The following is a 20,217-nucleotide window of genomic DNA, read 5'->3' as shown; positions in this document are numbered from 1 at the left end:
TGGCGGTATTAACAATAATTTAAAAGTGAGTTTGTGGTGACAAGAGACATTATTCAGGCGGAGACAGCGAACACTGAAACCATGGTTGATATCTTTGGCCGCGGCTTTGCCGATGACCCAATGTTTCAGTTTTTAAGCCCTAAGCCAGATTTTGCCCGCTTCGTGTTTGAGATGACGACGCAAAATTACATCGACTTGCAATGCAGTTGTGTTGATCGTGCTGGCGGCGGTGCAACCCTATGGCAGGGGCCGGGGCAGCATGTCAAAGAGGCGGTTGAGTTTAAGGCGATATGGCGAGGCTTGAAGCGTTTTGGACTCGGTACCTTAATCAAATTATTACGAGTGGATGCGGTGTTGTCGAAGCAACATCCGAATAAACCACACTATTATTTATTTGCCATTGCCACCGCTGTTGATGCGCGAGGCTCTGGTATTGGCTCGGCGTTGATGCAAAAAACATTAAGGCAGGCGGATGAGGCCGGTATAGGCTGTTATCTAGAGAATTCAAAAAGCAAGAATTTGGCTTTTTATCAAGGCCATGGCTTTAAGGTGATCCGGGAGTTTCAACCGCTGAAGGGCTCACCCACCATGTACTTGATGTGGCGAGAGCCGATCAGCCGCTAGATCCATTGTTTTGCGCAATACAGCCGGTGACTCTATGTGTGCTGGTGAACCTGGGCAGCTTTTTTCTCGTTATTGGCCTGACCAATGATCTGCCAGGCAGAACTGAGAAATAAGCCGGCCATAATGCCGGCGACCAATAAGTCGGGCCAGCGGGATTGGCTGCCCCGTACCGCCATGGCGGCGATGATTACGGCAATATTACCGATGGCATCGTTGCGGCTGCACAGCCACACCGAGCGGACATTGGCGTCACCGTCTTTAAAGCGCAGCAGAATCAGCACCGACACCACATTGGCGGCCAGGGCGAGGAAGCCGATACTGCCCATGGTCACGGGCTCGGGAGTGGCACCGACGAAGACGCGATAAAGAGTAGAGCCAAAGACCCAGAGACCAAGAATCAACAGGCTGTAGCCCTTAAATAAGGCGGCATTGGAGCGAACATGGATGGCCTTGCCGATGGCCCACAGGCTGATAGCATAGGTCACTGAATCGGCTAAAAAGTCGAGTGCGTCGGCTTGCAGTGCCTGGCTGCTGGCGGCTATGCCGGCAATAACCTCGATAATAAATAAGCTGGCGTTGATGACAATCACCCACCACAGTGCTTTTTTGTAGGCGCTGGAAGCGCCGTCGAATACCGGTTGTTGCTGGCAGCAGTTGGACATGATGCCTCCTTCGTCGATAAGTGTAGCGTCTGGTTGGCGCCGTACTGTTGTTATTGGGTAGCTCTGGCGAGTACTATAAAACCTCCAGTGACTATAGGTTCAAGTGGGATGAGTGAATTTTATTCGATTGGTCAGTTGAGCCGCTTGGCCAACTGCAAGGTGACAACCATCCGCTATTACGAGTCGATTGATCTGTTGCCGCCACCGCTGCGCACCGAGGGTAATCAACGGCGCTATAATCGTCAGCAACTGAAGCAGCTGCGCTTTATTGTGCACTGCCGAGAACTGGGCTTTTCACAGGCATCGATACGCACTCTGGTGGCTTTAGCGGCAGCCGAGCCCTCTGAACCGCACTGTGCCGGCGATCTCATCGATCAGCAGCTGGCTAATATTGAGCAAAAGCTGCGGCGGTTAGAGAATCTAAAGCGGCAATTAACTGCGATGGCGGCAGTGTGTGCGTCAGAAGGTGATGAGGCCTGTGCAGCGATAGAGTGGATTTTCGACCACAATCGTTGTGACGGTGAGCATTGATTTAGGTATGCCATTCTGTAAATGCCGGTGTTTGTCGCTGATTATTGTTAACAATACGACATATAACCAGCGCTAACTGTATGAAACATATGTATATCCATTTCAGGCGCTAAATTGAAGAGCTTAGCCGTAGCGCCGAAACTCACATTCTGGTATTGTTCGCGCAAATTATCGTTTCTTTAATGGTTTTACGACGATAAGCATCAATTGATTAATAGAAGGGATCACCTGTAATGGCGACAGAGAACCAGCTTTCATTGGCAACCGATGAGCAAAAAGTAAGTTACGGTCTAGGCCGACAGTTTGGCGACCATTTGATTAAAACCCAAATTGAAGGTCTTGATTTAGAAGCTGCGATTGCGGGTCTGGAACAGGCTTTTCACGGCGAAGGCAGTGTTCTTGCTGATACTGATTTAAATGCCGCATTTGAAGCAATTCAAGCCAAGCTTCAGGTTGTTGCCCGCGAGAAAGCCGAGCAGGCTGCCGGTGCCGGCATCGAGTACCTAGAAAAAAATGCCAAACGTAACGAAATCAAGGTTACTGCCAGCGGTCTTCAATATGAAATCTTAGTCGAAGGTGAGGGCGACAAGCCAAAGGCTGAGTCTACAGTTCGTACTCACTACCACGGCATGCTGATTGACGGCACTGTTTTTGACAGCTCTGTTGATCGTGGCGAGCCCGCTGAATTTCCTGTTAACGGCGTAATCGCAGGCTGGACTGAAGCGCTACAGATGATGCCTGTGGGTTCAAAGTGGCGTCTGCACATTCCGACTGAGCTTGCCTATGGTGAGCGTGGTGCCGGTGCGTCAATTCCACCCGGTGCGGCACTGGTCTTTGATGTTGAGCTACTCGACATTCTGTAATCGTTAGCGCGATTTAAAAAGCCACATCAACCTCGGTTGATGTGGCTTTTTTATTGCTGTCGCCAAAGGCCAGCGGGCTATTCGTTGGCAATCTCCAGAGGCTGCAGCGTCGTCAATATCCAATCAGCTCTGTCGAGGCGCTGCTGTCGATGTTGGGGTTGTTTGTTGCTGTTGGCAAGAAAAACTAATAGCGAAGCCAGTTGTTCGGCTACTGGGCTGATGGCTGTCAATTGTTGCTGCAGCGTAGCGATTCGTTGTGTTTGCTCTCTCGGCTGAGGCTTTTTTGTCGACTGGCCTGCAGCCCCTACCGAGGTGACCGTGTCCTCAGTATGGGTGATGTGCTGTTTGAGCTGTTCTATAGCTTGCAGTCTCGGCAGGCTGTAGTCGATTAAAAACTTTTCAGCGGCGTTATAGTTCTTGGCTGAATAATACAGTTGTCCGAGAATAGAGGCGGCCTCGCTGCTGCCGAGATGTTGTTGATGAGGCTGTAACAAGGCCACCATTTCGTTGATTCGGCGCTGTTTAAAATACAGTACGGCCAGTTCTTGTGCGGCCTGATGGTCAGCAGGGTGCAGTGCCAGCCATTGCTGGTATAAAGAAATCAGACGCAGGGTTACATCGTGTTCATCCAGCGCTATTGTGGTTAACCCATCGGCCTCGTTGGCCATACTTTGGGTGATAATAAAGCGCTGTTGTAGCGAGAGCTCGTCACTGTTGCCTTGCTGCCATAGTTGCTGCTGAATCAACGGTCTGATGTCGCCTTTTTGACGTAGCAATGTTTGAATAAACTGTTGAAAAGAGCGTATCTCCAGCGCTGCGAGGCGGTCGTCTTGGCAGAGCGAAATAATACGTTGCTGTGCTGTTATAGCGGTGCTGGATTGTTGGCTGGCGATCACGCTGAGCTGTTGTACTGCGCCGCTAAAATCTTGCTGTATCACCAGTAGGTCGGCACGTTGCAATGATTTCTCCAGCGCCAAACTATTGCCATTGCTATGGTAGTAAAACGTATGGACGCCATAGCTGGCTGCCAGAATAAAGGGCAGGGCAAAAAAAGGAAGCAGTGTTTTCATACCGAGACCGTCATGTTGTCGGCGACAGGGCAGAGGCGCCCGGCCGCATTATTCTATTTATTATTCCAGACTACTACAAAACAGTGCTCAAACGCTAAACATAGGACGTCTTAATTCGCCTCGGCATCACTGAGATCGGCTGGTTTTTTCTTGCCCATTATGACAATGCTAATACCGCCGGCACAAATCAACGCGGTACCGACGTAGGTCCAGATGTCAGGTTGATGATCCCAGACCAGCCAGCCGATAATACCGGAGAACACAACGGCGAAGTAGTTGATAGGGGAGATAATAGTGGCGTCGGCAATGCTATAGGCATAGGTGTAGAGGCGGAAGGCAAAATACATTGAGAGCCCGATGAATATCAGCCAGGGCCAGGCGGATAGCGGGATGTTCTGCCACTGCCCCAAGCTGAGAGGCAAGATGGTGACCAGAGAGATGGTAAAATAATAAAATAAGATGCGATGGCTGGGTTCGGTCGACGATAACATCTGGGTGGTTACCATGGAGACAGCTAAGCCAACGGCGGATAAAAAACCCAGAAAGTGATAGATATTGAGTTCGCCCTCACTGGGGCGTAGCACGATGGCAATACCAATAAAGCCGATGATTAAAGGCAGCCAGCGGCCATTATTAATAGGTTGCCCCATCAGTAAAAGCATCAGAATCGGCACGACCAAGGGGGCGGAATTTCGTAGCAATGTCGCATCGACCAAGGGAATGTGCTCGAGGGCGACAAAGTAGGTGTAGAAGCACAGTGCGCCACTGAGCCCCCGGAACAGGTGTAGTGCTGGCCGCTGGGTGCGAAGCGAGGCTTTACCATGGCGGAGAATTGAGGGCAGGGTGAGCACCAGGCAGCAAACATACTGTACGGTGGCAATTGCCGCGGCGCCGGTGGTGGGGGCAATATATTTAGAGGCTGCAGCACCGAGAGAGCCGAGCAGTACGGTGCCTAGGCAGACGATAACGGCCTTGCTGATATTGCTGTGTTCAATTGACGTCAAAGGCTTATAACCGCTGTTTAATTATTATGACCAACCTGCTTGTTGTGGTGTGCAACAGGTGCTGCTTCTTAACTATGACGGCTATATTAGCAAAGTATGCACAGATACCTGTGCCTAATCTGGGTGAATACTTTCAATCTAGCGGTTGAATTGTTGCAACACTCCCCCATATAACTTCTAACCCATGCTGTAGTGCGGCTTTGCTTAAGCTGACAGCCAACATTATTTTTTATTTAGATTACGGAGTCACCCAATGACAGAAGCCACTAAAGAGACGTTAGGCTTTCAAACCGAGGCAAAACAACTGCTTCAGCTAATGATTCACTCTCTTTATTCAAATCGAGAGATCTTTTTACGTGAGCTTATTTCTAACGCCTCTGACGCCGCCGATAAGCTGCGTTTTGAGTCGTTAAAAAATAGCGCTCTACTCGATGGCGAAGGCGAGATTCAAATTCGTATCGATCACGATAGCGAAGCCAATACTATTACTATCAGTGATAATGGCATTGGTATGACCAAGGACGAGGTGATTACCAACCTCGGTACTATCGCCAAGTCAGGCACCGCCGATTTTATCAGCAAACTCAGTGGTGACGAGAGCAAGGACTCACAATTAATCGGCCAGTTCGGTGTTGGCTTCTACTCAGCCTTTATCGTAGCCGACAAGGTCGATGTTTATAGTCGTCGTGCCGGTAGTGATGTCAGCGAAGGCGTGCACTGGGAATCAACTGGCGAGGCGGATTTCAGTATCGAAACTGTTGAGAAGGCTGGTCGCGGTACCCAGATTGTGCTTCACCTCAAAGACGATGCCAAAGAGTTCTCTGAAGACGCGCGAATTCGTAATATCATCAAAAAGTATTCCGACCACATCGCCATTCCCGTGGTGATGAAAAGTCAACCGATGCCGGAGTATGACGAGGAAGGTAACGCCAAGGAAGTGACTGCTGAGCCAGTCGATGAGGTGGTTAACAACGCCACGGCTCTATGGACTCGTTCACGCAGCGACATCAGCGATGAGGAATATAACGAATTCTATAAGCTGATCAGCCATGACTTCCAGGAGCCACTGAAGTGGAGCCACAACCGTGTCGAAGGTAAGTTGGAATATAACAGCCTGCTGTACGTGCCAGCGAAGGCGCCATTCGACATGTATAACAGAGATGCCGATCGCGGTTTAAAGCTGTATGTTCAGCGCACCTTTATTATGGATGAGGCCGAGCAGTTCCTGCCGATGTACCTGCGTTTCATTAAGGGTGTGGTCGATTCAAACGATTTGTCGCTGAACGTTTCCCGTGAAATCCTGCAGCAAGACCCGGCTGTCGACAGCATGAAGTCAGCACTGACCAAGCGTGTCTTGGATATGCTGGCCAAGATGGCTAAGAATGACGAGGAAGCTTATGCGAAATTCTGGCTTGAATTTGGTCAGGTACTGAAAGAAGGCCCGGCAGAAGACTTTAACAATCGCGATAAAATCGCTAAGTTGTTCCGTTTTTCAACTACTGCCAGCGAAGGCACTGCGCAAGATCAAAGCTTAGAAGGCTATGTTGAGCGCATGAAAGAAGGCCAGAACAAGGTGTATTATGTCGCCGCCGAAAACCTCGTCACAGCCAAGAACAGCCCGCACCTAGAAGTTTTCCGCAAGAAGGGTATCGAAGTGCTACTGCTGACCGACCGTGTCGATGAGTGGCTGATGGGTCACCTGATGGAGTTTGACTCCAAGCAATTTGAAGATGTGGGTAAGGGCTCTCTTGACCTCGGCGAACTCGATACCGAAGAAGAGAAGAAAGCTGCCGACGAATTAGCCACCGCCAACGAAGGCCTGGTTGAGCGTATTAAGGCTGTGATGGCTGAGCAGGTTGAGGAAGTTCGTGTCACCAATCGTCTGACTGACTCTCCGGCGTGTTTGGTGGTTGGTCAGGGTGATATGGGCGCGCAAATGCGTCGCTTGTTAGAGCAGGCCGGCCAAGCAGTACCCGAAAGCAAGCCAATCTTCGAGGTTAACCCAGAGCACCCGCTGGTGGCTAAGTTGGATGTTGAGCAAGATGAGGACCGTTTTGCTGAGCTGACAGCTATCCTGTTTGATCAGGCGCAGCTGGCTGAGGGCGGTAGCTTGGAAGATCCGGCCGCTTATGTCCGTCGTCTGAACAAACTATTGCTTGAGTTAAGTAAGTAATCACCGATAATATTGGTGAGCGGAAAAAGGGGAGCTTGGCTCCCCTTTTTTCTGCATAATCAATTCGTTGTTTCCCTGAGCTATGATGATAGGTAACGATAGCCAGTGATAATGCTGCACCGCTGCCCAGGCAGTAAATTGAAGAGACGTACCATGAGTAAAACATTTGCGCAAAAACATAATATCGCCGTCATCGGTGGCGGTAGCTTCGGCACTGCCATTGCCAATATGGTGGCGGAGAATGGCCATTTAGCCACTATCTGGCTACGCAGCGAAGAGCGGGCGCAAGAAATCAACGAACAGCATTTTAACAGTGCCTATCTGCCCGATTGTCAGCTGTCTGAGCGCGTCCGAGCCAGTACCGATCTCGCCGAGGCGGTCAAGGACTGCGATTTGATTTTTATGGCCGTGCCCAGTAGCTCTAGCCGAGAAGTTGCCAAGCAGTTGGCGCCGGTGATCGAAGATAACGCGCTGTTGATTTCAACCACCAAAGGTATCGAGGCTGATGGTTTTGTCTTGATGAGTCAGGTGCTGCAGCAGGAAATCCCCAATGTGCGCCTCGGTGTCATGAGTGGCCCCAACCTGGCCAAGGAGATCGCCGACCGCCAGCTTGCCGGTACGGTGATTGCCAGCGAGGATAACGAACTGGTGGAGATTGTGCAAAAAGCGCTGCACACAGGTTATTTCCGGGTTTACGGCGGTGATGATTTATACGGTGTCGAATTAGCCGGTGCGTTGAAGAATATTTACGCCATTATGTCGGGTATGGCGGCGGCGATGAATTTGGGACAAAACACCATTGGCTTATTGCTGACAAGAGCGCTGGCAGAAATGAGCCGCTTTGCGGTCAACATGGGGGCCAACCCGATGACGTTTATTGGCCTTGCCGGCGTCGGCGATTTAATTGTGACCTGCATGTCGCCGCTGAGTCGTAACTATCGTGTTGGTCATGCCTTGGGCGAGGGTAAAAACCTGCAGCAAATAGTCGATGAACTTGGCCAGGTGGCCGAGGGAGTGAATACGCTGAAGATTGTTAAGTATAAAGCCGATGAACTCGACATTTACATGCCGTTGGTTCAGGGCTTGTATGCGGTTATTCACGGCGGCCAATCGGTGGCGGCGGTCATCGACTCGATGATGTCGGCGGAGCAAAAAGGCGACGTCGCCTTTGCTATCGCTAACAACGAGAGTGACGCTGGCCTATGAGGCTTTACCTGATGCGACATGGCGAGGCATCGTGGGATGCCGCCAGCGATGCTGAGCGACGACTGACCGAACGAGGTCAATGGTTATCTGAGCAGGTCGCCAAGGCTGGTCTCACCGATCAAAAGCCTCAGCAGTTGATTGCCAGTCCCTATCGTCGGACACAGCAAACCAGTGATATTGTAGAATCGGTGGTTGGCCGCTGTCGTCGCATCAGCAGCGATTTAATCACACCTGAGGGTAATGCGCGTCAGGTCGTCGATTGGCTCTATCAGTACTGCCAGCAGCAGCCCGAATTAAAGACGCTGCTATTGGTCAGCCACAATCCTTTTATCAGTGAATTGATCAGCCTGTTAGTCATGGGCGGCCCGCGAACCGGTGACAGCCCGTTGCCGGTGATGATGCCTTCGACGTTGGTGGCATTATCGGGGGAGGTGTTGGCAGCGGGTTGCTTTGAGCTCGATGCCTATTATCCCAACCCACAAAGTCAGTTCTAATCATCCATTTAACAACGCGTAAATTTGCAGACACCAGCCATGCCAAACAACGATATAGACAGTTTTAGTACCATTGCCAATCTCGTCGAAGAGGGGGAGTTTGAGCACTGTGGTCAGAATATCGTTTATCAGCGCTGGGGTGATGGAACGGGTCGACGTGTGATTGCTCTGCACGGCTGGCTGGATAACGCCGCCAGTTTTGAAATCATTGCGCCGATGTTACACGATATCGATTTAGTGGTATTGGATCAGATCGGACACGGCTATTCGGATCATCGAACAGCCCCGGCGGCCTACAATATCTGGGATGATTTGCTCGATGTGCTGGCGCTGGCCGATCACCTCGAATGGCAGGGCTTTAGTCTGCTGGGTCATTCCCGCGGTGCGATGATTAGTTGGCTGTTGGCGGCCACGCAGCCGGAGCGTATAGAACAACTTATTGCCATTGATGGTTTGATCCCGTTGGCAGCCAAGCCTGAGGATGCCGCCCAGCAGTTGGCAAATCACCTCAACGATAGTCGCGGTATTGCGACAAAGCGTATTCCAAGCTACAACAACTTAGCCGATATGATTGCCGCTCGCTGCAAGGCGACGGGCTTTAGTGCCGCGGCCTCGGTGCGTATCGTCAAGCGGGGGCACAAGCGTGACGATGACGGTCTGTACAGATGGCGAAATGATCCTCGCCTTATGATGGCCTCAGCGTTTAAACTGACTGCGCAGCATATAGAGTCAATCTCGGAGGCGATTCGTTGCCCGGTTTTTGTCATTATTGCCAAGCAGGGCATGGGCTCTGTCGATGATTATTTGGCAGTATTCAGTCATATTGAACATGTTGATCATGTTGTTATTGATGGCGGCCACCACTGCCATATGGAGGAGCAGGCGAGTGAAGTTGCAGCACTTATTCAAAAAAATGTGGTTTAGCCTCGGGCTATGCCTGATGTTACTGCCGGCCCTGGGCCAGGCTGGTGATGTTGAGGGTAGCCGTGATAATCCATTGCTGGATCGCTATCCTCGTTCGCAGATTGTCAATTATAGTACTGCGACCAATGCCGAAATTTGGCTGTTGGAGAGCGCCATACAGCAAGTCAACGGCGCCTTGCGTGCCCGAAAGGCGCGATTGATTATCGGTGATGTTGAACGTATCAGCTATCAATTGCCAGTGACGCATACGGCGCAGGAGGGGTTTGACTCTCAGCATGCGGCGGTGATGTTGCTCGGTGCCACGCCGCTGTTTCAGTGTCACGCCAGAGGCTGTGGTGCCTCTAACAACTGGGCCAACAAAGTCTTTGGTGTTTCGACCCTTTATGGTCCTGATCGCGGCCAGCACTACGGCGTGTACCAGCTGCCATCGGTTGATTCGGAGCGCAGCCGCTTTATTGTTCTCTATGCCATAACCCGTGGCAACAGCAAGGTTTATCTCCATAGCGAATTTATTGAAGGCCAGGTCGAGGCTGACGAAATTCAATGGAATGGGCGTTAATCGACGTCGTTAGCTAGCGTCAATGGTGATAAATGGTTAGAATCGCCGCCCAAGCAGGCCCAGGCACCCGTCGTGCACTGCTTAAGCTATAGCGAAGCAAGGTTACCTATGTTTTTTACAATTATCCGAAAAGTACTTGGCACGGTTATTTTGGCCGGAGATTTTGTTAGTCGCCCACGCCCGATGAAACGTGAAGCCCACGCCCAGCGTCAGGTTGATCAACAGGTGCAAGACTTGGCCCTGTATCAATTCAAGGCCTGCCCATTTTGCGTTAAGACCCGTCGTGCGACCCGTCGATTGAATTTACCGCTGGAGTTGCGCGACGCCAAGGCAGATGCGCAGCACCGGGAAGCGCTGCTGGAAGGGGGTGGTGCCATCAAGGTTCCCTGTCTTCGTATTCAAACAGAGCAGGGCAGTGAGTGGATGTATGAGTCGAGTGAAATTATCGCTTACCTAGACAGCCGCTTCGGCGAGAAAGCCGCCGCTTAAACATTTTTCAACTATTTATTGCCCCGGATTTACGTTCCGGCCAGCGAGGAATTATGAGTCAGATCGTCGTCTGCGCACTGTACAAGTTTGTGCGCTTAGAGAATTACCAAGCCCTGCAGCAGCCGCTGTTAGATGTCCTCACCAAGCATGAGATCCGCGGTACTCTATTGCTGGCTAACGAGGGCATTAATGGTACTGTCGCCGGAAGCCGTACTGCTATCGATGCGCTGCTGAACTGGTTTGAGGCCACGCCGGGGTTGGAAAATATCGTATCGAAAGAATCCTTCGATGACGACATGCCGTTTTACCGCACCAAGGTAAAGCTGAAGAAAGAGATTGTCACCATGGGCGTCGAGGGTATCGACCCGCAGCGGGTAGTTGGCAGCTATGTTAAACCCGCTGATTGGAATGCGTTGATTGCCGATCCAGAGGTGACAGTCGTCGACACCCGCAACAGCTACGAAATCGGTATCGGTACCTTTAAACATGCCCTCGACCCTGAAACTGAATCATTTAGGCAGTTCCCCGACTACGTCAGTAAAAACCTCGACCCGGCAAAGAACAAAAAAGTGGCGATGTTTTGCACCGGTGGCATTCGCTGTGAGAAATCGACAGCCTATTTGAAGGAGCAGGGCTTTGATGAGGTCTATCACCTCGAGGGCGGCATCTTAAAATACTTAGAGGAAGTACCGGCACAAGAGAGCTTATGGCAGGGCGAGTGCTTCGTCTTCGATAATCGCGTCTCGGTGAATCATGACTTAGAAAAGGGGCAGTACGAAGCCTGTAGTGGTTGCCGATTGCCGATTACCGAGGCGGACAAGCTGAGCGAGAAATACCAGCATGGTATCAGCTGCCCTAATTGCTTCGATACACTGACTGACAAGCAGCGTAGCCGGTTTGAAGAACGTGAGCGTCAGGTACGCCTGGCCAAGGAGCGCGGTGAGGAACATATTGGTTCCGATGCCAAGGCAGCAACCGCCAAGCGTCGCGAGGATAAGCTGTTATTGAAGCAGCAACAGCAGAAGAAGATGCAGCAGAAGCCTTAGCATTCTGCTCAAGCCAAAAAAAAAGCCACGGTTGTTGTGGCTTTTTTTTTGCTTGCATTTTGTTGTCGTCATTTTTTGATCAGGGATAAGAATTCGCTGCGGGTGGCCTGATTATCACGGAAGCATCCCTGCATCGATGAGGTCCGCATGAACGAGTTTTGTTTTTCGACGCCACGCATCATCATGCACAAGTGTTGTGCTTCAATAACCACGCCGACCCCCGAGGCGCCGGTAACCTGCTCAATAGTTTGTGCGATCTCGGTGGTGAGATTCTCCTGAATTTGTAGTCGACGGCCAAACATGTCGACGATACGGGCAATTTTTGATAAGCCCAGCACCTTGCCATTAGGTATATAGGCGACATGGGCCTTACCGATAAAGGGTAGCAGGTGGTGTTCGCACATCGAGTACAGCTCAATATCGGTGACCACGACCATCTCACTGGCATCGGAGGGAAAGAGCGCGTTGTTGATCACCTCGTCCAACGCTTGATGATAGCCCTTGTTGAGGAATTCAAAGGCCTTGGCGGCGCGTTTGGGTGTGTCTTTTAGGCCGGGACGGCTTAAATCTTCACCGATGGCGGTGATAATGTCAGCAAATGATTTTTCCATGGCATGCTTTCCTAGGCTTTTGTTGTCTAACCATAGGGGATGAACGGCGAACACGACAGTGCCAGTCGGTCTTGTTTTAAGCCTGATTGCGGTGTTTGTCAGACTGATTTCATCGGTGAGACACGATGGGCTATGTTACAATCGTCTTTTGTTAATCACAGTAAAATAAGGCAGGGCAATTTCGTGCAGCAATTGCAACAGGTGGCAGAGCAATTAAGCCAGTTAAAAGATTATATTCGCTGGGGCACTAGCCAGTTCGAGGCCGCCGGTATTTTTTATGGTCAAGGCATACCAACACCCTGGGAAGAGGCGACTATTCTGGCCTACCATGCCTTGCATCTGCCGGCCCATGCGCCAGTCGAGTTTCTTGATTGCACCCTGACCATGGTCGAGCGTCAGCAGATTTTGTCGCTCTATCAGCGTCGAGTTGAGGAGCGAATCCCCGTCGCTTATTTGGTCGGCAAGGCGGTTTATGCTGGCATTGAATTTCTGGTCGATGCTCGGGTGATCGTCCCCCGCTCGCCGATAGCCGAGATGATTGAGGCTCAGTTCCAGCCCTGGTTGGGTGAGGTTGAGGTTGAGCGAATCCTCGATTTATGTGCCGGTAGTGGCTGTATCGGTATGGTTTGCGCCGCACATTTTCCCGAGGCGCAGGTCGATTTATTAGAGTTGTCCGATGAGGCGATTGAGATTGCTGAGAAAAATATTGCCCATCACCATCTTCAGCAGCAGGTCATTATTCACTCGTCAAATGTCTTTTCAGCATTACAGCCAGATATTGACCGCTTCGATATCATTGTTACCAATCCGCCCTATGTCGACATGGCCGACATTGCCTCGATGCCGGCGGAGTATCACCATGAGCCAGCAATGGCCCTAGGCAGTGGTGACGATGGTCTCGATATCACGGTGCAAATCTTGGCGCAAGCCAGTGATTATTTAACCGCCGATGGCATATTGGTTGTCGAGGTAGGGAACAGCGGTGAGCAACTAGAAGAGCTATTCCCCGCGATCAGTTTTGACTGGGTAGAGTTTGAGCGTGGTGGCTTTGGTGTGTTTGTGATGAATTCGGCCGAATTAGAGGCCTATAAACCGATGTTTGAAGACGTGTATAATAGTCGTCAGAGTCAATAAAATTATATATTATTGTCGGCTTGTGCTGATACGTAGTTGGGAAAAAGAGTATGTCGGGTAATACCATAGGTAAGCTGTTTACTGTCACCACCTTTGGCGAAAGCCACGGTTTAGCCCTGGGCGCTATTGTCGATGGCTGTCCGCCGGGTCTGGAAATCAATGAGCAAGATTTACAGATTGATCTCGATCGACGCAAGCCTGGGACGTCGAAGTTTACAACTCAGCGACGCGAAGCGGATCAGGTGAAAATACTGTCCGGCGTTTTTGAGGGCAAGACCACCGGCACCTCGATTGGCCTGGTGATCGAAAATACCGATCAACGATCAAAGGATTACGGCAAAATAAAGGATCAGTTCCGACCTGCCCACGCCGATTACACTTACCAGCAAAAATATGGCACCCGTGACTATCGCGGCGGTGGCCGCTCCTCGGCCCGTGAAACCGCCATGCGCGTTGCCGCCGGTGCCATTGCTAAGAAGTATCTGCAACAGCAGCACGGTATCGAAATTAAAGGCTACTTATCTCAGCTCGGCCCGATCAAAATAGAGACTGTCGACTGGTCTATTGTCAATGACAACCCGTTTTTCTGTCCCGATGCCAGCAAGGTGCCGGAAATGGAAGAGTTTATGAATAAGCTGCGTAAAACCGGCGATTCGATAGGTGCCAAGTTAACGGTGGTAGCGACTAACGTACCACCGGGTTTGGGCGAGCCTGTTTTCGATCGCCTCGATGCTGAGATTGCCCATGCGATGATGGGTATTAATGCGGTTAAGGGGGTGGAGATCGGCAGTGGTTTCGATGTTGTCGAGCAGCGTGGTAGTGAGCACCGGGATGAAATCACTCCGGCTGGCTTTCTGTCGAACAATGCCGGTGGCATTCTCGGCGGTATCTCCTCTGGTCAGGACATTGTCAGCCATATCGCACTTAAGCCAACCTCAAGTATTTTGATTCCTGGCCGCTCGATCGATGTGGAGGGCAATGAGGCAGAGGTGATAACCACCGGTCGTCACGACCCCTGTGTCGGTATTCGCGCGACACCGATAGCTGAGGCAATGCTAGCTATTGTGATTATGGATCATATGCTAAGGCAGCGTGGTCAAAACGGGGGGGTAAACTGTTCCACACCGATTGTCACAGATTAAGCTGTGGTTAAAACTGGCTGTTTTGTTAATAACCTCTTATTCTGTGTAGCGTAACGGTCACAAAATAAGAGGTTATTTTTTTTGTTCTTACCAACAGTCCTATAGTTGATGTAAGATTTGATCAGCAAGTCGTTAAATACATAATTTTGCTAAAAATCAAATAAGAGCAGAGAGTGTTATGGATCAGGAATCGGTTGTTTACGGCTGTATTAAAGATATCAATGTCGACCCTGTTAGCCAGGAGGGGCAGACCCGTCAGCGGACTAATTTTTCTGCTATGAAAACCCTGCCGACCAAGGATGATTTTCCGATTATATCCCGCGATATGTTTGCCGTGACCGACAATGACGAGACCACAGGTTCCACCGAAGTAATGCACTTCGGTGCGTGTTATAAGTCAATCGAGTATGAGTGGGAGCGATGGTTAGCCGAGTTTGAGAGTCTGTTGCGTCAGATGTACTGGGTCTCTGCAACCGTTCACCTCGAGACTGAACTCTCTGGCACGCACACCTTTACTTGGGAGTCGCAGCGAATGTATCACGAGCCGTTCTCTGGCGACATGGCGGTGCGCTGCGAGTGGTCACAGGAGACTCTCGCCTGTTAGTCTATTTAGACCGTGCCGTTTATTACTGTTCGGGGTAAACTGGCCGTGTTCTCATTCTTTGTAAAAGCCAATCTTTTGATTGGCTTTTTGCTGTTTTGCTATGATTTTTTTGAGTTAAAGTGTCATGAAGCGTAACGAGTCCGCGCCACAGAAAAATGTGGCTAATGTGGTGAGTAAAAAACGAAAAAAACGACGCAGAGGGAATTTGCGCACAGTGATATTGGCCATAACGGCGGCGATAACCTTTGTCTGGGCATCGATCAGTGTGTGGGAAGTCAGTGCGGACGAGATGTTGTCGTTTTTTCTGATGAGTGTCGCGCTGGTCGCCGTGGTGGTGGTGCTGGCCGGTGTTTTGGCCGTGCTTAAGCGGTTGTTGGGCAAATTGTTCGATCGGTGATGGAGAGGAGGAGGCCTTTTTGGCTCCTCCTCACGCAATATTACTGATTTTCTAACGTGATTTCTAAGTCAAGATTATTGGCAATCTCATCGAGACAGTCGTTGAGGTCATCGATGGCAATGGTGCTGGGTATTTCGATATCGAGCATGGCCTCAAACAAGGGGATGCCGGCCATAGGGGCACTGGTCACGTGGCTGGAGAATTCGCTGATATTAATGTGCCGTGTAGCCAAGGCCTTCGAGATCTCCAACACGATGCCCGGTCTGTCGTTGCCCAGAATGCTTAAGTCTTTACGGTAACTGTCGCTCTCTTCGGCGGCTTGCACGGTACGTTCAATAGTAAGATTAAAGCCCTGTTGCTCGAGAGTCTTCAGCTTGCTGCAGAGTTCGTCGATGGTGTCTTTTTTGGCGCTTACCTTCACAATACCGGCGAATTTTCCCGCCATATGCGCCAGGTGACTGGCTTCCCAGTTGCCGCCACCCTCAACAACGGTGGTAGAGAGTTGCTCGACTAGTCCGGGTTTATCATTGCCGACAAAGGTAAATACAAGTTGCTCTATCATCTGCTAACACTCTGAATGTAATTGAGGGTTCAGTATAGACTTATATCGATGGCCGGTCACGGCTTGAGGCGAGCTTAACGCTTGTTTTAAAGGAATTTTTTACCACTGTATTGGCAGGTCAGAGCCCAGATCTGTCGACCTTTTTAGTTTTTGAATCTATAATAGCATTCTGAAAAATAAAGCATTTATTGCCAAGGTGGTTTTCATGGTCGCAGCGAGTTCAGGCCCATTTTTACAGATGCAATCAGAGAGCCTGCTCTTCGGTGGCTGGCAGCGTCGCTATCAACATAATTCGCTGGTTTGTGACTGTGCGATGACATTCTCAATCTATTTACCACCGCAGGCGAAACTGAAAAAAGTACCGGTGCTTTACTGGCTGTCAGGCTCTGGTTGCTCTGATCTGGAGTTCAGTCAACAGGCGGGGGCTCAGCGCGTGGCGAGTGAGCTGGGCATTGCCTTGGTTGCCTGCGATACCAGTCCCCGTGGCAGCGGCGTAGATGACTGCGGCAGTCAGAAAATTGGCCAGGGGGTAGGGATGTTTATTAACGCCACTCAGGCGCCTTGGTCTAGGCATTTTAATATGTATGACTATATTACCGCTGAGCTGCCGCAGTTAATTAATATGCATTTTGCTGTTAATCCGGCCAAGGCGTCGATAGCCGGGCATTCAGATGGTGGTCATGGCGCCATCGTCGTGGCCCTTCGTAACCCCGGACGCTTTAAGAGTGTCTCTGCCTTCTCGCCATTATTGTCGGCCAGTAATAGCCGCTGGGGGCAGAATGTATTTACCGCCTATCTTGGTGCCAACCAGCAGGCCTGGAAGAGTTATGATGCCACGGCGCTGCTTGAGATCTGCTCGATGAAAATCCCTATGCTTATTGATCAGGGAGCCTCTGATCAATTTCTCATTGATGAACTTGACCCCAGCGAGTTTTTGGCCGCCTGTGAGCGGTCATCTGTTGATGTCCAATACCGAAGCCAATTTGGCTATGACCATAGCTATAACTTTGTCGCCACCTTTATCGAGCAACATTTACGTTTCCATGCAGCGGCGCTGGCCTAACAGTCGTGCTGTTGCTGTTCGTATCGGCGACTGATATCACTTATAATCGTTTCTGATGAACCCATGAATTAGAGGTGGTGGTGAAAATACCGTATCAGCAATTATCATCGGACACGCTAGACGCCTTGCTTGAGGAGGTCGTCAGCCGAAATGGTACCGACTATGGTTCGATTGAAACCTCAATAGAACAGCGCAAACAGCAGCTGCTGTCGGCATTGACGAGTGAGAAAGTGGCTGTTTATTTCGATACTGAAACGGAGACGGTTAACATCTTGTCGCCGCGGGAGATTGAGGAAATGAAGCGCCAGCAAGCCCAGGCTGATAATGCGGTACAAGAGCCTAGTTTTTACGCGCCAGAAATAGATTTTGATCAGAGTGTAGACAGTGATTATGAAAGTTGATTTAACCTTGGATGCCTGTGGCCTCTATTGCCCCGAACCCGTGATGATGTTGCACAATAAGGTGCGAGATATTGTCGCTGGTACGGTGCTTGAAGTCATCGCAACAGACCCGTCGACGGAGAGAGATATCCCCAAATTCTGTAACTTCCTCGGCCATGAATTATTAGAGAGCAGGGCTGAAGACGGCAAATATTTTTACTATATTCGTAAAAGCGACGACTAGCCCGTTAGCCATGCTCTTTGCTGCTGATAGTGTTGAGTTCGCCCCCACAGTGCTTGCAGAAGTTGGCGTCGTTCTCATGGCCTGAACGGTTACAGTTTGGGCACATACTACTGCTACGTTGGATACCCATCTCATGGTGCAGCTCGGCGGTCAAAATGCCCGTGGGTACGGCGATAATGGCATAGCCTGTCAGCATCATTATCGACGAGATGAATTGCCCCAGCGGTGTCTGTGGTGAAATATCACCATAGCCAACGGTGGTAATGGTCACAATGGCGAAATAAATGGAGTGGGGTATCGAAGAGAAGCCGTTCTCCTCGCCTTCGACGACAAACAATATCGAGCCAAAGATAACGGTAATCACTAACACCGAGCTGAAAAATACAAAGACCTTACGGCGAGAGCGCAGCAGCGCAACCAGCAAAATGTTAGCCTCATCGACATGGCGAACCAGCTTTAAAACACGGAATATTCTCAGTACTCTAATCAGTCTGAAAATGGTGAGATGATTTGCTGTTGGAAAAATCAAACCAATAAAGGCTGGAAGAATACTGATCAGGTCGATCAAACCATAAAAACTGAAGATGTAAGAAGTTTTCTTTGGACTGCAATAAATCCGCGTCAGGTACTCGAGTAGAAAAAATAGGGTGAATACCCACTCGCCAACATACAATGCCCGATGGTATTGGATGCTTATCGTCTGAATACTGTCCAGCATGATCAGCAGCACACTGGCGATAATAACGACTATCAGTAAGACATCAAACCGTTTCCCCGCCGGTGTATTGGTACCGAAGATGACGCTGTATAGAGTTTTCTTTATGCTGTGATCTGCCATGGGTGCTCGTTTTGATTCTAACGTTGACAGTGTTTGGGCAGCTGCCAAACCCGATTGTTAAAAATATCTTGCTCGGGGCATTGTAGGGCAGGGTTGTCGAGGAACTCGGCGCGTTCGACCAAACCCAAGCCCGCAACCGCGTCTAATGAGGTTATCTCATTGCTATTGAATAATAAGGTGGTAAGTTCCGGCAATTCTATCAAAGGCGCTAAGTCCTCAATCATGTTGTGGCTGAAGTTTATCTGCTGCAGGTTGCTAAATACGCCGATGCCGGCCAGCGACTGAATATTACTATTGCTGCAATGTAGCGTGGTGAGTTGTTCGGCAGCGCTGACATTTTGATCGATAATATTTTCCTGAAGACAGTTTTCGAGCATTTTATCCTCGACCTGAAAGTCTTGGAGCAGAGCAGGAGGGGTATAAACGACATTTTCGTTCACACTGAAGCTATAATCTGCACAGCCGATCATTGAGGAGATAACGACAACGGTCAGGCCAAGGCGTTTGAGCTGTTGGATCGAAGGCATAAATTATTATTCTTTGTTGAGAGCTTAAGCACTTATTGTAGGTTAAATGATTGAAATATTTCAATCATCGATTCTCAATCGATGTTGTAGCTGTATACATCGGATTGAAGTAACATTATCCTTGGTAAAGAAATTTGCCGTAAAACGGGGCTGTAATGAACAAATATCGCCAATTAATAGAAACCGCTTTCCCGAATATCCGGCACTGTATGGTGCTGGGTATGACTGTTGAAGATGCAGATTTTGGTCGTCTGCTTTTACGCATGCCCTACCTGGAAACAATGGTAGGTGACCCACAGGGTGGTGTTATCCACGGCGGTGCATTGACAACACTGATGGATAGCGCTTGCGGCTTTGCTGCAATGTTAGGCGTTGAAGGTGAGGCGGTATGCCCGACGCTCGACTTGCGTATTGACTATATGGGGCCAGCTACACCGGGTCTGGATATTATCGGCGACGCAGAGGTCTATCGCGATACTTCCGAGTTATTGTTTTGTCGTGGTATTGCCTACCACCCAGGGCAAAAGGATCGTCCAATAGCGCATACCACGGCGACATTTATGCGAGTTAATTATCAAGATATGAAACCGTTGATGCCAAGCGAGGAGAGCCAGCAATGAAGCCGCTAAGCAAGGCAAACACAGCCATACTAACAGCTATACAAGAGGGCGATATTAATAAACTCATCCAGGCCTCGCCCTATGCCAAGCTGTTAGGTGTAGAGGCGATAGTTTTGGGCGATGAGATGCTCTTTCACCTGCCGGCTAATGACGATAATATTGGCAACCCTATGCTGCCGGCAATTCACGGCGGTGTTATTGGTGGCTTTATGGAAGTCGCTGCCCAGCTAACAGTGATGCACCGTGTAGAGACGCCTTTTGTGCCGAAAGTTGTCGACTTATCGCTAGATTATCTGCGCCCTGGAAAAAATGTCGCCAGTTATGCGCAGTGTGTATTGGTTCGCCAAGGCCGAAAGGTTGTCAATGTCAGCATTACTGCATGGCAGGATACGCAGGATAAACCTATCGCGACGGCACGGACACATTTTCTGTTATCCGAGGGGTAGTGTA

General features: G+C 50.1%; 26 protein-coding genes. 19 read left to right on the top strand and 7 right to left on the bottom strand.

Annotation, left to right across the window (positions count from 1 at the left end):
* Positions 1 to 36: 36 nt before the first annotated feature.
* A complete protein-coding gene (locus L9P87_RS03670) occupies positions 37 to 624 on the top strand; it encodes a GNAT family N-acetyltransferase (protein WP_237443323.1) in 588 nt (195 codons plus the stop codon).
* A 32-nt stretch (positions 625 to 656) separates the two neighbouring features.
* On the opposite strand, the gene L9P87_RS03665 is transcribed toward L9P87_RS03670, so the two are convergent.
* The gene (locus tag L9P87_RS03665; RefSeq protein WP_237443322.1) at positions 657 to 1,286 is read right to left on the bottom strand and encodes a cation efflux transmembrane domain-containing protein; all 630 of its coding nucleotides are present in this window, start codon (positions 1,284 to 1,286) and stop codon (positions 657 to 659) included.
* Positions 1,287 to 1,394: 108 nt separating this feature from the next.
* Here L9P87_RS03665 and L9P87_RS03660 point away from each other — a divergent pair, with 108 nt between their 5' ends.
* Together L9P87_RS03660 and bamJ are read left to right on the top strand one after the other, a co-directional pair.
* Positions 1,395 to 1,817, top strand: coding sequence for a MerR family transcriptional regulator (locus tag L9P87_RS03660; RefSeq protein ID WP_237443321.1), 423 nt, complete (start codon positions 1,395 to 1,397; stop codon positions 1,815 to 1,817).
* Positions 1,818 to 2,050: 233 nt separating this feature from the next.
* Complete coding sequence (gene bamJ, locus L9P87_RS03655; RefSeq protein ID WP_237443320.1) at positions 2,051 to 2,680, top strand: BamJ family beta-barrel-assembly machinery protein; 630 nt, start codon at positions 2,051 to 2,053, stop codon at positions 2,678 to 2,680.
* Positions 2,681 to 2,757: 77 nt separating this feature from the next.
* On the opposite strand, the gene L9P87_RS03650 is transcribed toward bamJ, so the two are convergent.
* Both L9P87_RS03650 and L9P87_RS03645 read right to left on the bottom strand, forming a co-directional pair.
* A complete protein-coding gene (locus L9P87_RS03650) occupies positions 2,758 to 3,750 on the bottom strand; it encodes a tetratricopeptide repeat protein (protein ID WP_237443319.1) in 993 nt (330 codons plus the stop codon).
* A gap of 110 nt (positions 3,751 to 3,860) precedes the next feature.
* Positions 3,861 to 4,754, bottom strand: a complete 894-nt coding sequence (locus L9P87_RS03645) for a DMT family transporter (RefSeq protein WP_237443318.1) — start codon at positions 4,752 to 4,754, stop codon at positions 3,861 to 3,863.
* 253 nt (positions 4,755 to 5,007) lie between these two features.
* Between L9P87_RS03645 and htpG the strand changes: the two genes are divergently transcribed.
* The 7 genes from htpG to trhO all read left to right on the top strand — a co-directional run bounded on the left by htpG (position 5,008) and on the right by trhO (position 11,645).
* A complete protein-coding gene (gene htpG, locus L9P87_RS03640) occupies positions 5,008 to 6,927 on the top strand; it encodes a molecular chaperone HtpG (RefSeq protein ID WP_237443317.1) in 1,920 nt (639 codons plus the stop codon).
* A 153-nt stretch (positions 6,928 to 7,080) separates the two neighbouring features.
* Positions 7,081 to 8,133 (top strand): NAD(P)H-dependent glycerol-3-phosphate dehydrogenase, encoded by a 1,053-nt coding sequence (locus L9P87_RS03635; protein WP_237443316.1) that lies wholly within the window; start codon positions 7,081 to 7,083, stop codon positions 8,131 to 8,133.
* Positions 8,130 to 8,627, top strand: coding sequence for a phosphohistidine phosphatase SixA (gene sixA, locus L9P87_RS03630; protein WP_237443315.1), 498 nt, complete (start codon positions 8,130 to 8,132; stop codon positions 8,625 to 8,627). The genes L9P87_RS03635 and sixA overlap by 4 nt, the downstream gene beginning before the upstream one ends.
* Before the next feature lie 39 nt (positions 8,628 to 8,666).
* Positions 8,667 to 9,551 (top strand): alpha/beta fold hydrolase, encoded by an 885-nt coding sequence (locus L9P87_RS03625; RefSeq protein ID WP_237443314.1) that lies wholly within the window; start codon positions 8,667 to 8,669, stop codon positions 9,549 to 9,551.
* Positions 9,514 to 10,110 carry a DUF4892 domain-containing protein gene (locus tag L9P87_RS03620; protein WP_237443313.1) on the top strand — a complete coding sequence of 199 codons (597 nt, stop codon included), beginning with the start codon at positions 9,514 to 9,516 and terminating at the stop codon, positions 10,108 to 10,110. The genes L9P87_RS03625 and L9P87_RS03620 overlap by 38 nt, the downstream gene beginning before the upstream one ends.
* A gap of 108 nt (positions 10,111 to 10,218) precedes the next feature.
* Positions 10,219 to 10,599 carry a glutaredoxin family protein gene (locus tag L9P87_RS03615; protein ID WP_237443312.1) on the top strand — a complete coding sequence of 127 codons (381 nt, stop codon included), beginning with the start codon at positions 10,219 to 10,221 and terminating at the stop codon, positions 10,597 to 10,599.
* A 53-nt stretch (positions 10,600 to 10,652) separates the two neighbouring features.
* Positions 10,653 to 11,645, top strand: a complete 993-nt coding sequence (trhO, locus tag L9P87_RS03610; RefSeq protein WP_237443311.1) for an oxygen-dependent tRNA uridine(34) hydroxylase TrhO — start codon at positions 10,653 to 10,655, stop codon at positions 11,643 to 11,645.
* 68 nt (positions 11,646 to 11,713) lie between these two features.
* Here the strand turns inward: trhO and folE are convergent, their stop codons facing one another.
* Positions 11,714 to 12,256, bottom strand: coding sequence for a GTP cyclohydrolase I FolE (folE, locus tag L9P87_RS03605; protein ID WP_237443310.1), 543 nt, complete (start codon positions 12,254 to 12,256; stop codon positions 11,714 to 11,716).
* Positions 12,257 to 12,439: 183 nt separating this feature from the next.
* Between folE and prmB the strand changes: the two genes are divergently transcribed.
* The 4 genes from prmB (at position 12,440) to L9P87_RS03585 (ending at position 15,533) form a co-directional block, all read left to right on the top strand.
* Positions 12,440 to 13,390, top strand: a complete 951-nt coding sequence (prmB, locus tag L9P87_RS03600; protein ID WP_237443309.1) for a 50S ribosomal protein L3 N(5)-glutamine methyltransferase — start codon at positions 12,440 to 12,442, stop codon at positions 13,388 to 13,390.
* Positions 13,391 to 13,440: 50 nt separating this feature from the next.
* Entirely contained in the window at positions 13,441 to 14,532 is a 1,092-nt protein-coding gene (gene aroC / locus L9P87_RS03595) for a chorismate synthase (protein ID WP_237443308.1), read from the top strand.
* A gap of 178 nt (positions 14,533 to 14,710) precedes the next feature.
* Positions 14,711 to 15,136 (top strand): hypothetical protein, encoded by a 426-nt coding sequence (locus L9P87_RS03590; protein WP_237443307.1) that lies wholly within the window; start codon positions 14,711 to 14,713, stop codon positions 15,134 to 15,136.
* A gap of 124 nt (positions 15,137 to 15,260) precedes the next feature.
* Positions 15,261 to 15,533, top strand: coding sequence for a hypothetical protein (locus tag L9P87_RS03585; RefSeq protein WP_237443306.1), 273 nt, complete (start codon positions 15,261 to 15,263; stop codon positions 15,531 to 15,533).
* Between the two features lie 40 nt (positions 15,534 to 15,573).
* Here the strand turns inward: L9P87_RS03585 and L9P87_RS03580 are convergent, their stop codons facing one another.
* The gene (locus L9P87_RS03580) at positions 15,574 to 16,095 is read right to left on the bottom strand and encodes a glycine cleavage system transcriptional repressor (protein ID WP_237443305.1); all 522 of its coding nucleotides are present in this window, start codon (positions 16,093 to 16,095) and stop codon (positions 15,574 to 15,576) included.
* 205 nt (positions 16,096 to 16,300) lie between these two features.
* Here L9P87_RS03580 and fghA point away from each other — a divergent pair, with 205 nt between their 5' ends.
* The 3 genes from fghA (at position 16,301) to tusA (ending at position 17,782) form a co-directional block, all read left to right on the top strand.
* A complete protein-coding gene (gene fghA, locus L9P87_RS03575) occupies positions 16,301 to 17,158 on the top strand; it encodes an S-formylglutathione hydrolase (protein ID WP_237443304.1) in 858 nt (285 codons plus the stop codon).
* 80 nt (positions 17,159 to 17,238) lie between these two features.
* Entirely contained in the window at positions 17,239 to 17,559 is a 321-nt protein-coding gene (locus L9P87_RS03570; protein ID WP_237443303.1) for a YheU family protein, read from the top strand.
* Complete coding sequence (tusA, locus tag L9P87_RS03565) at positions 17,549 to 17,782, top strand: sulfurtransferase TusA (protein WP_237443302.1); 234 nt, start codon at positions 17,549 to 17,551, stop codon at positions 17,780 to 17,782. The genes L9P87_RS03570 and tusA overlap by 11 nt, the downstream gene beginning before the upstream one ends.
* A gap of 4 nt (positions 17,783 to 17,786) precedes the next feature.
* Here the strand turns inward: tusA and L9P87_RS03560 are convergent, their stop codons facing one another.
* Positions 17,787 to 18,620 carry an ion transporter gene (locus tag L9P87_RS03560; protein ID WP_237443301.1) on the bottom strand — a complete coding sequence of 278 codons (834 nt, stop codon included), beginning with the start codon at positions 18,618 to 18,620 and terminating at the stop codon, positions 17,787 to 17,789.
* A gap of 17 nt (positions 18,621 to 18,637) precedes the next feature.
* Complete coding sequence (locus L9P87_RS03555; RefSeq protein ID WP_237443300.1) at positions 18,638 to 19,147, bottom strand: leucine-rich repeat domain-containing protein; 510 nt, start codon at positions 19,145 to 19,147, stop codon at positions 18,638 to 18,640.
* Between the two features lie 155 nt (positions 19,148 to 19,302).
* Here L9P87_RS03555 and L9P87_RS03550 point away from each other — a divergent pair, with 155 nt between their 5' ends.
* Positions 19,303 to 19,767: a PaaI family thioesterase gene (locus L9P87_RS03550; protein WP_237443299.1), complete on the top strand. Its 465-nt coding sequence runs from the start codon at positions 19,303 to 19,305 to the stop codon at positions 19,765 to 19,767.
* Positions 19,764 to 20,213 (top strand): PaaI family thioesterase, encoded by a 450-nt coding sequence (locus L9P87_RS03545; RefSeq protein WP_237443298.1) that lies wholly within the window; start codon positions 19,764 to 19,766, stop codon positions 20,211 to 20,213. Before L9P87_RS03550 ends, L9P87_RS03545 begins: the two co-directional genes overlap by 4 nt.
* The last annotated feature ends 4 nt before the right edge of the window (positions 20,214 to 20,217 follow it).

The sequence above is a fragment of the Sinobacterium norvegicum genome (genome assembly GCF_923077115.1).
GTDB classification, from domain to species: Bacteria; Pseudomonadota; Gammaproteobacteria; order Pseudomonadales; family Sinobacteriaceae; genus Sinobacterium; species Sinobacterium norvegicum.
This window is presented reverse-complemented; position numbering and strand designations above follow the sequence as displayed.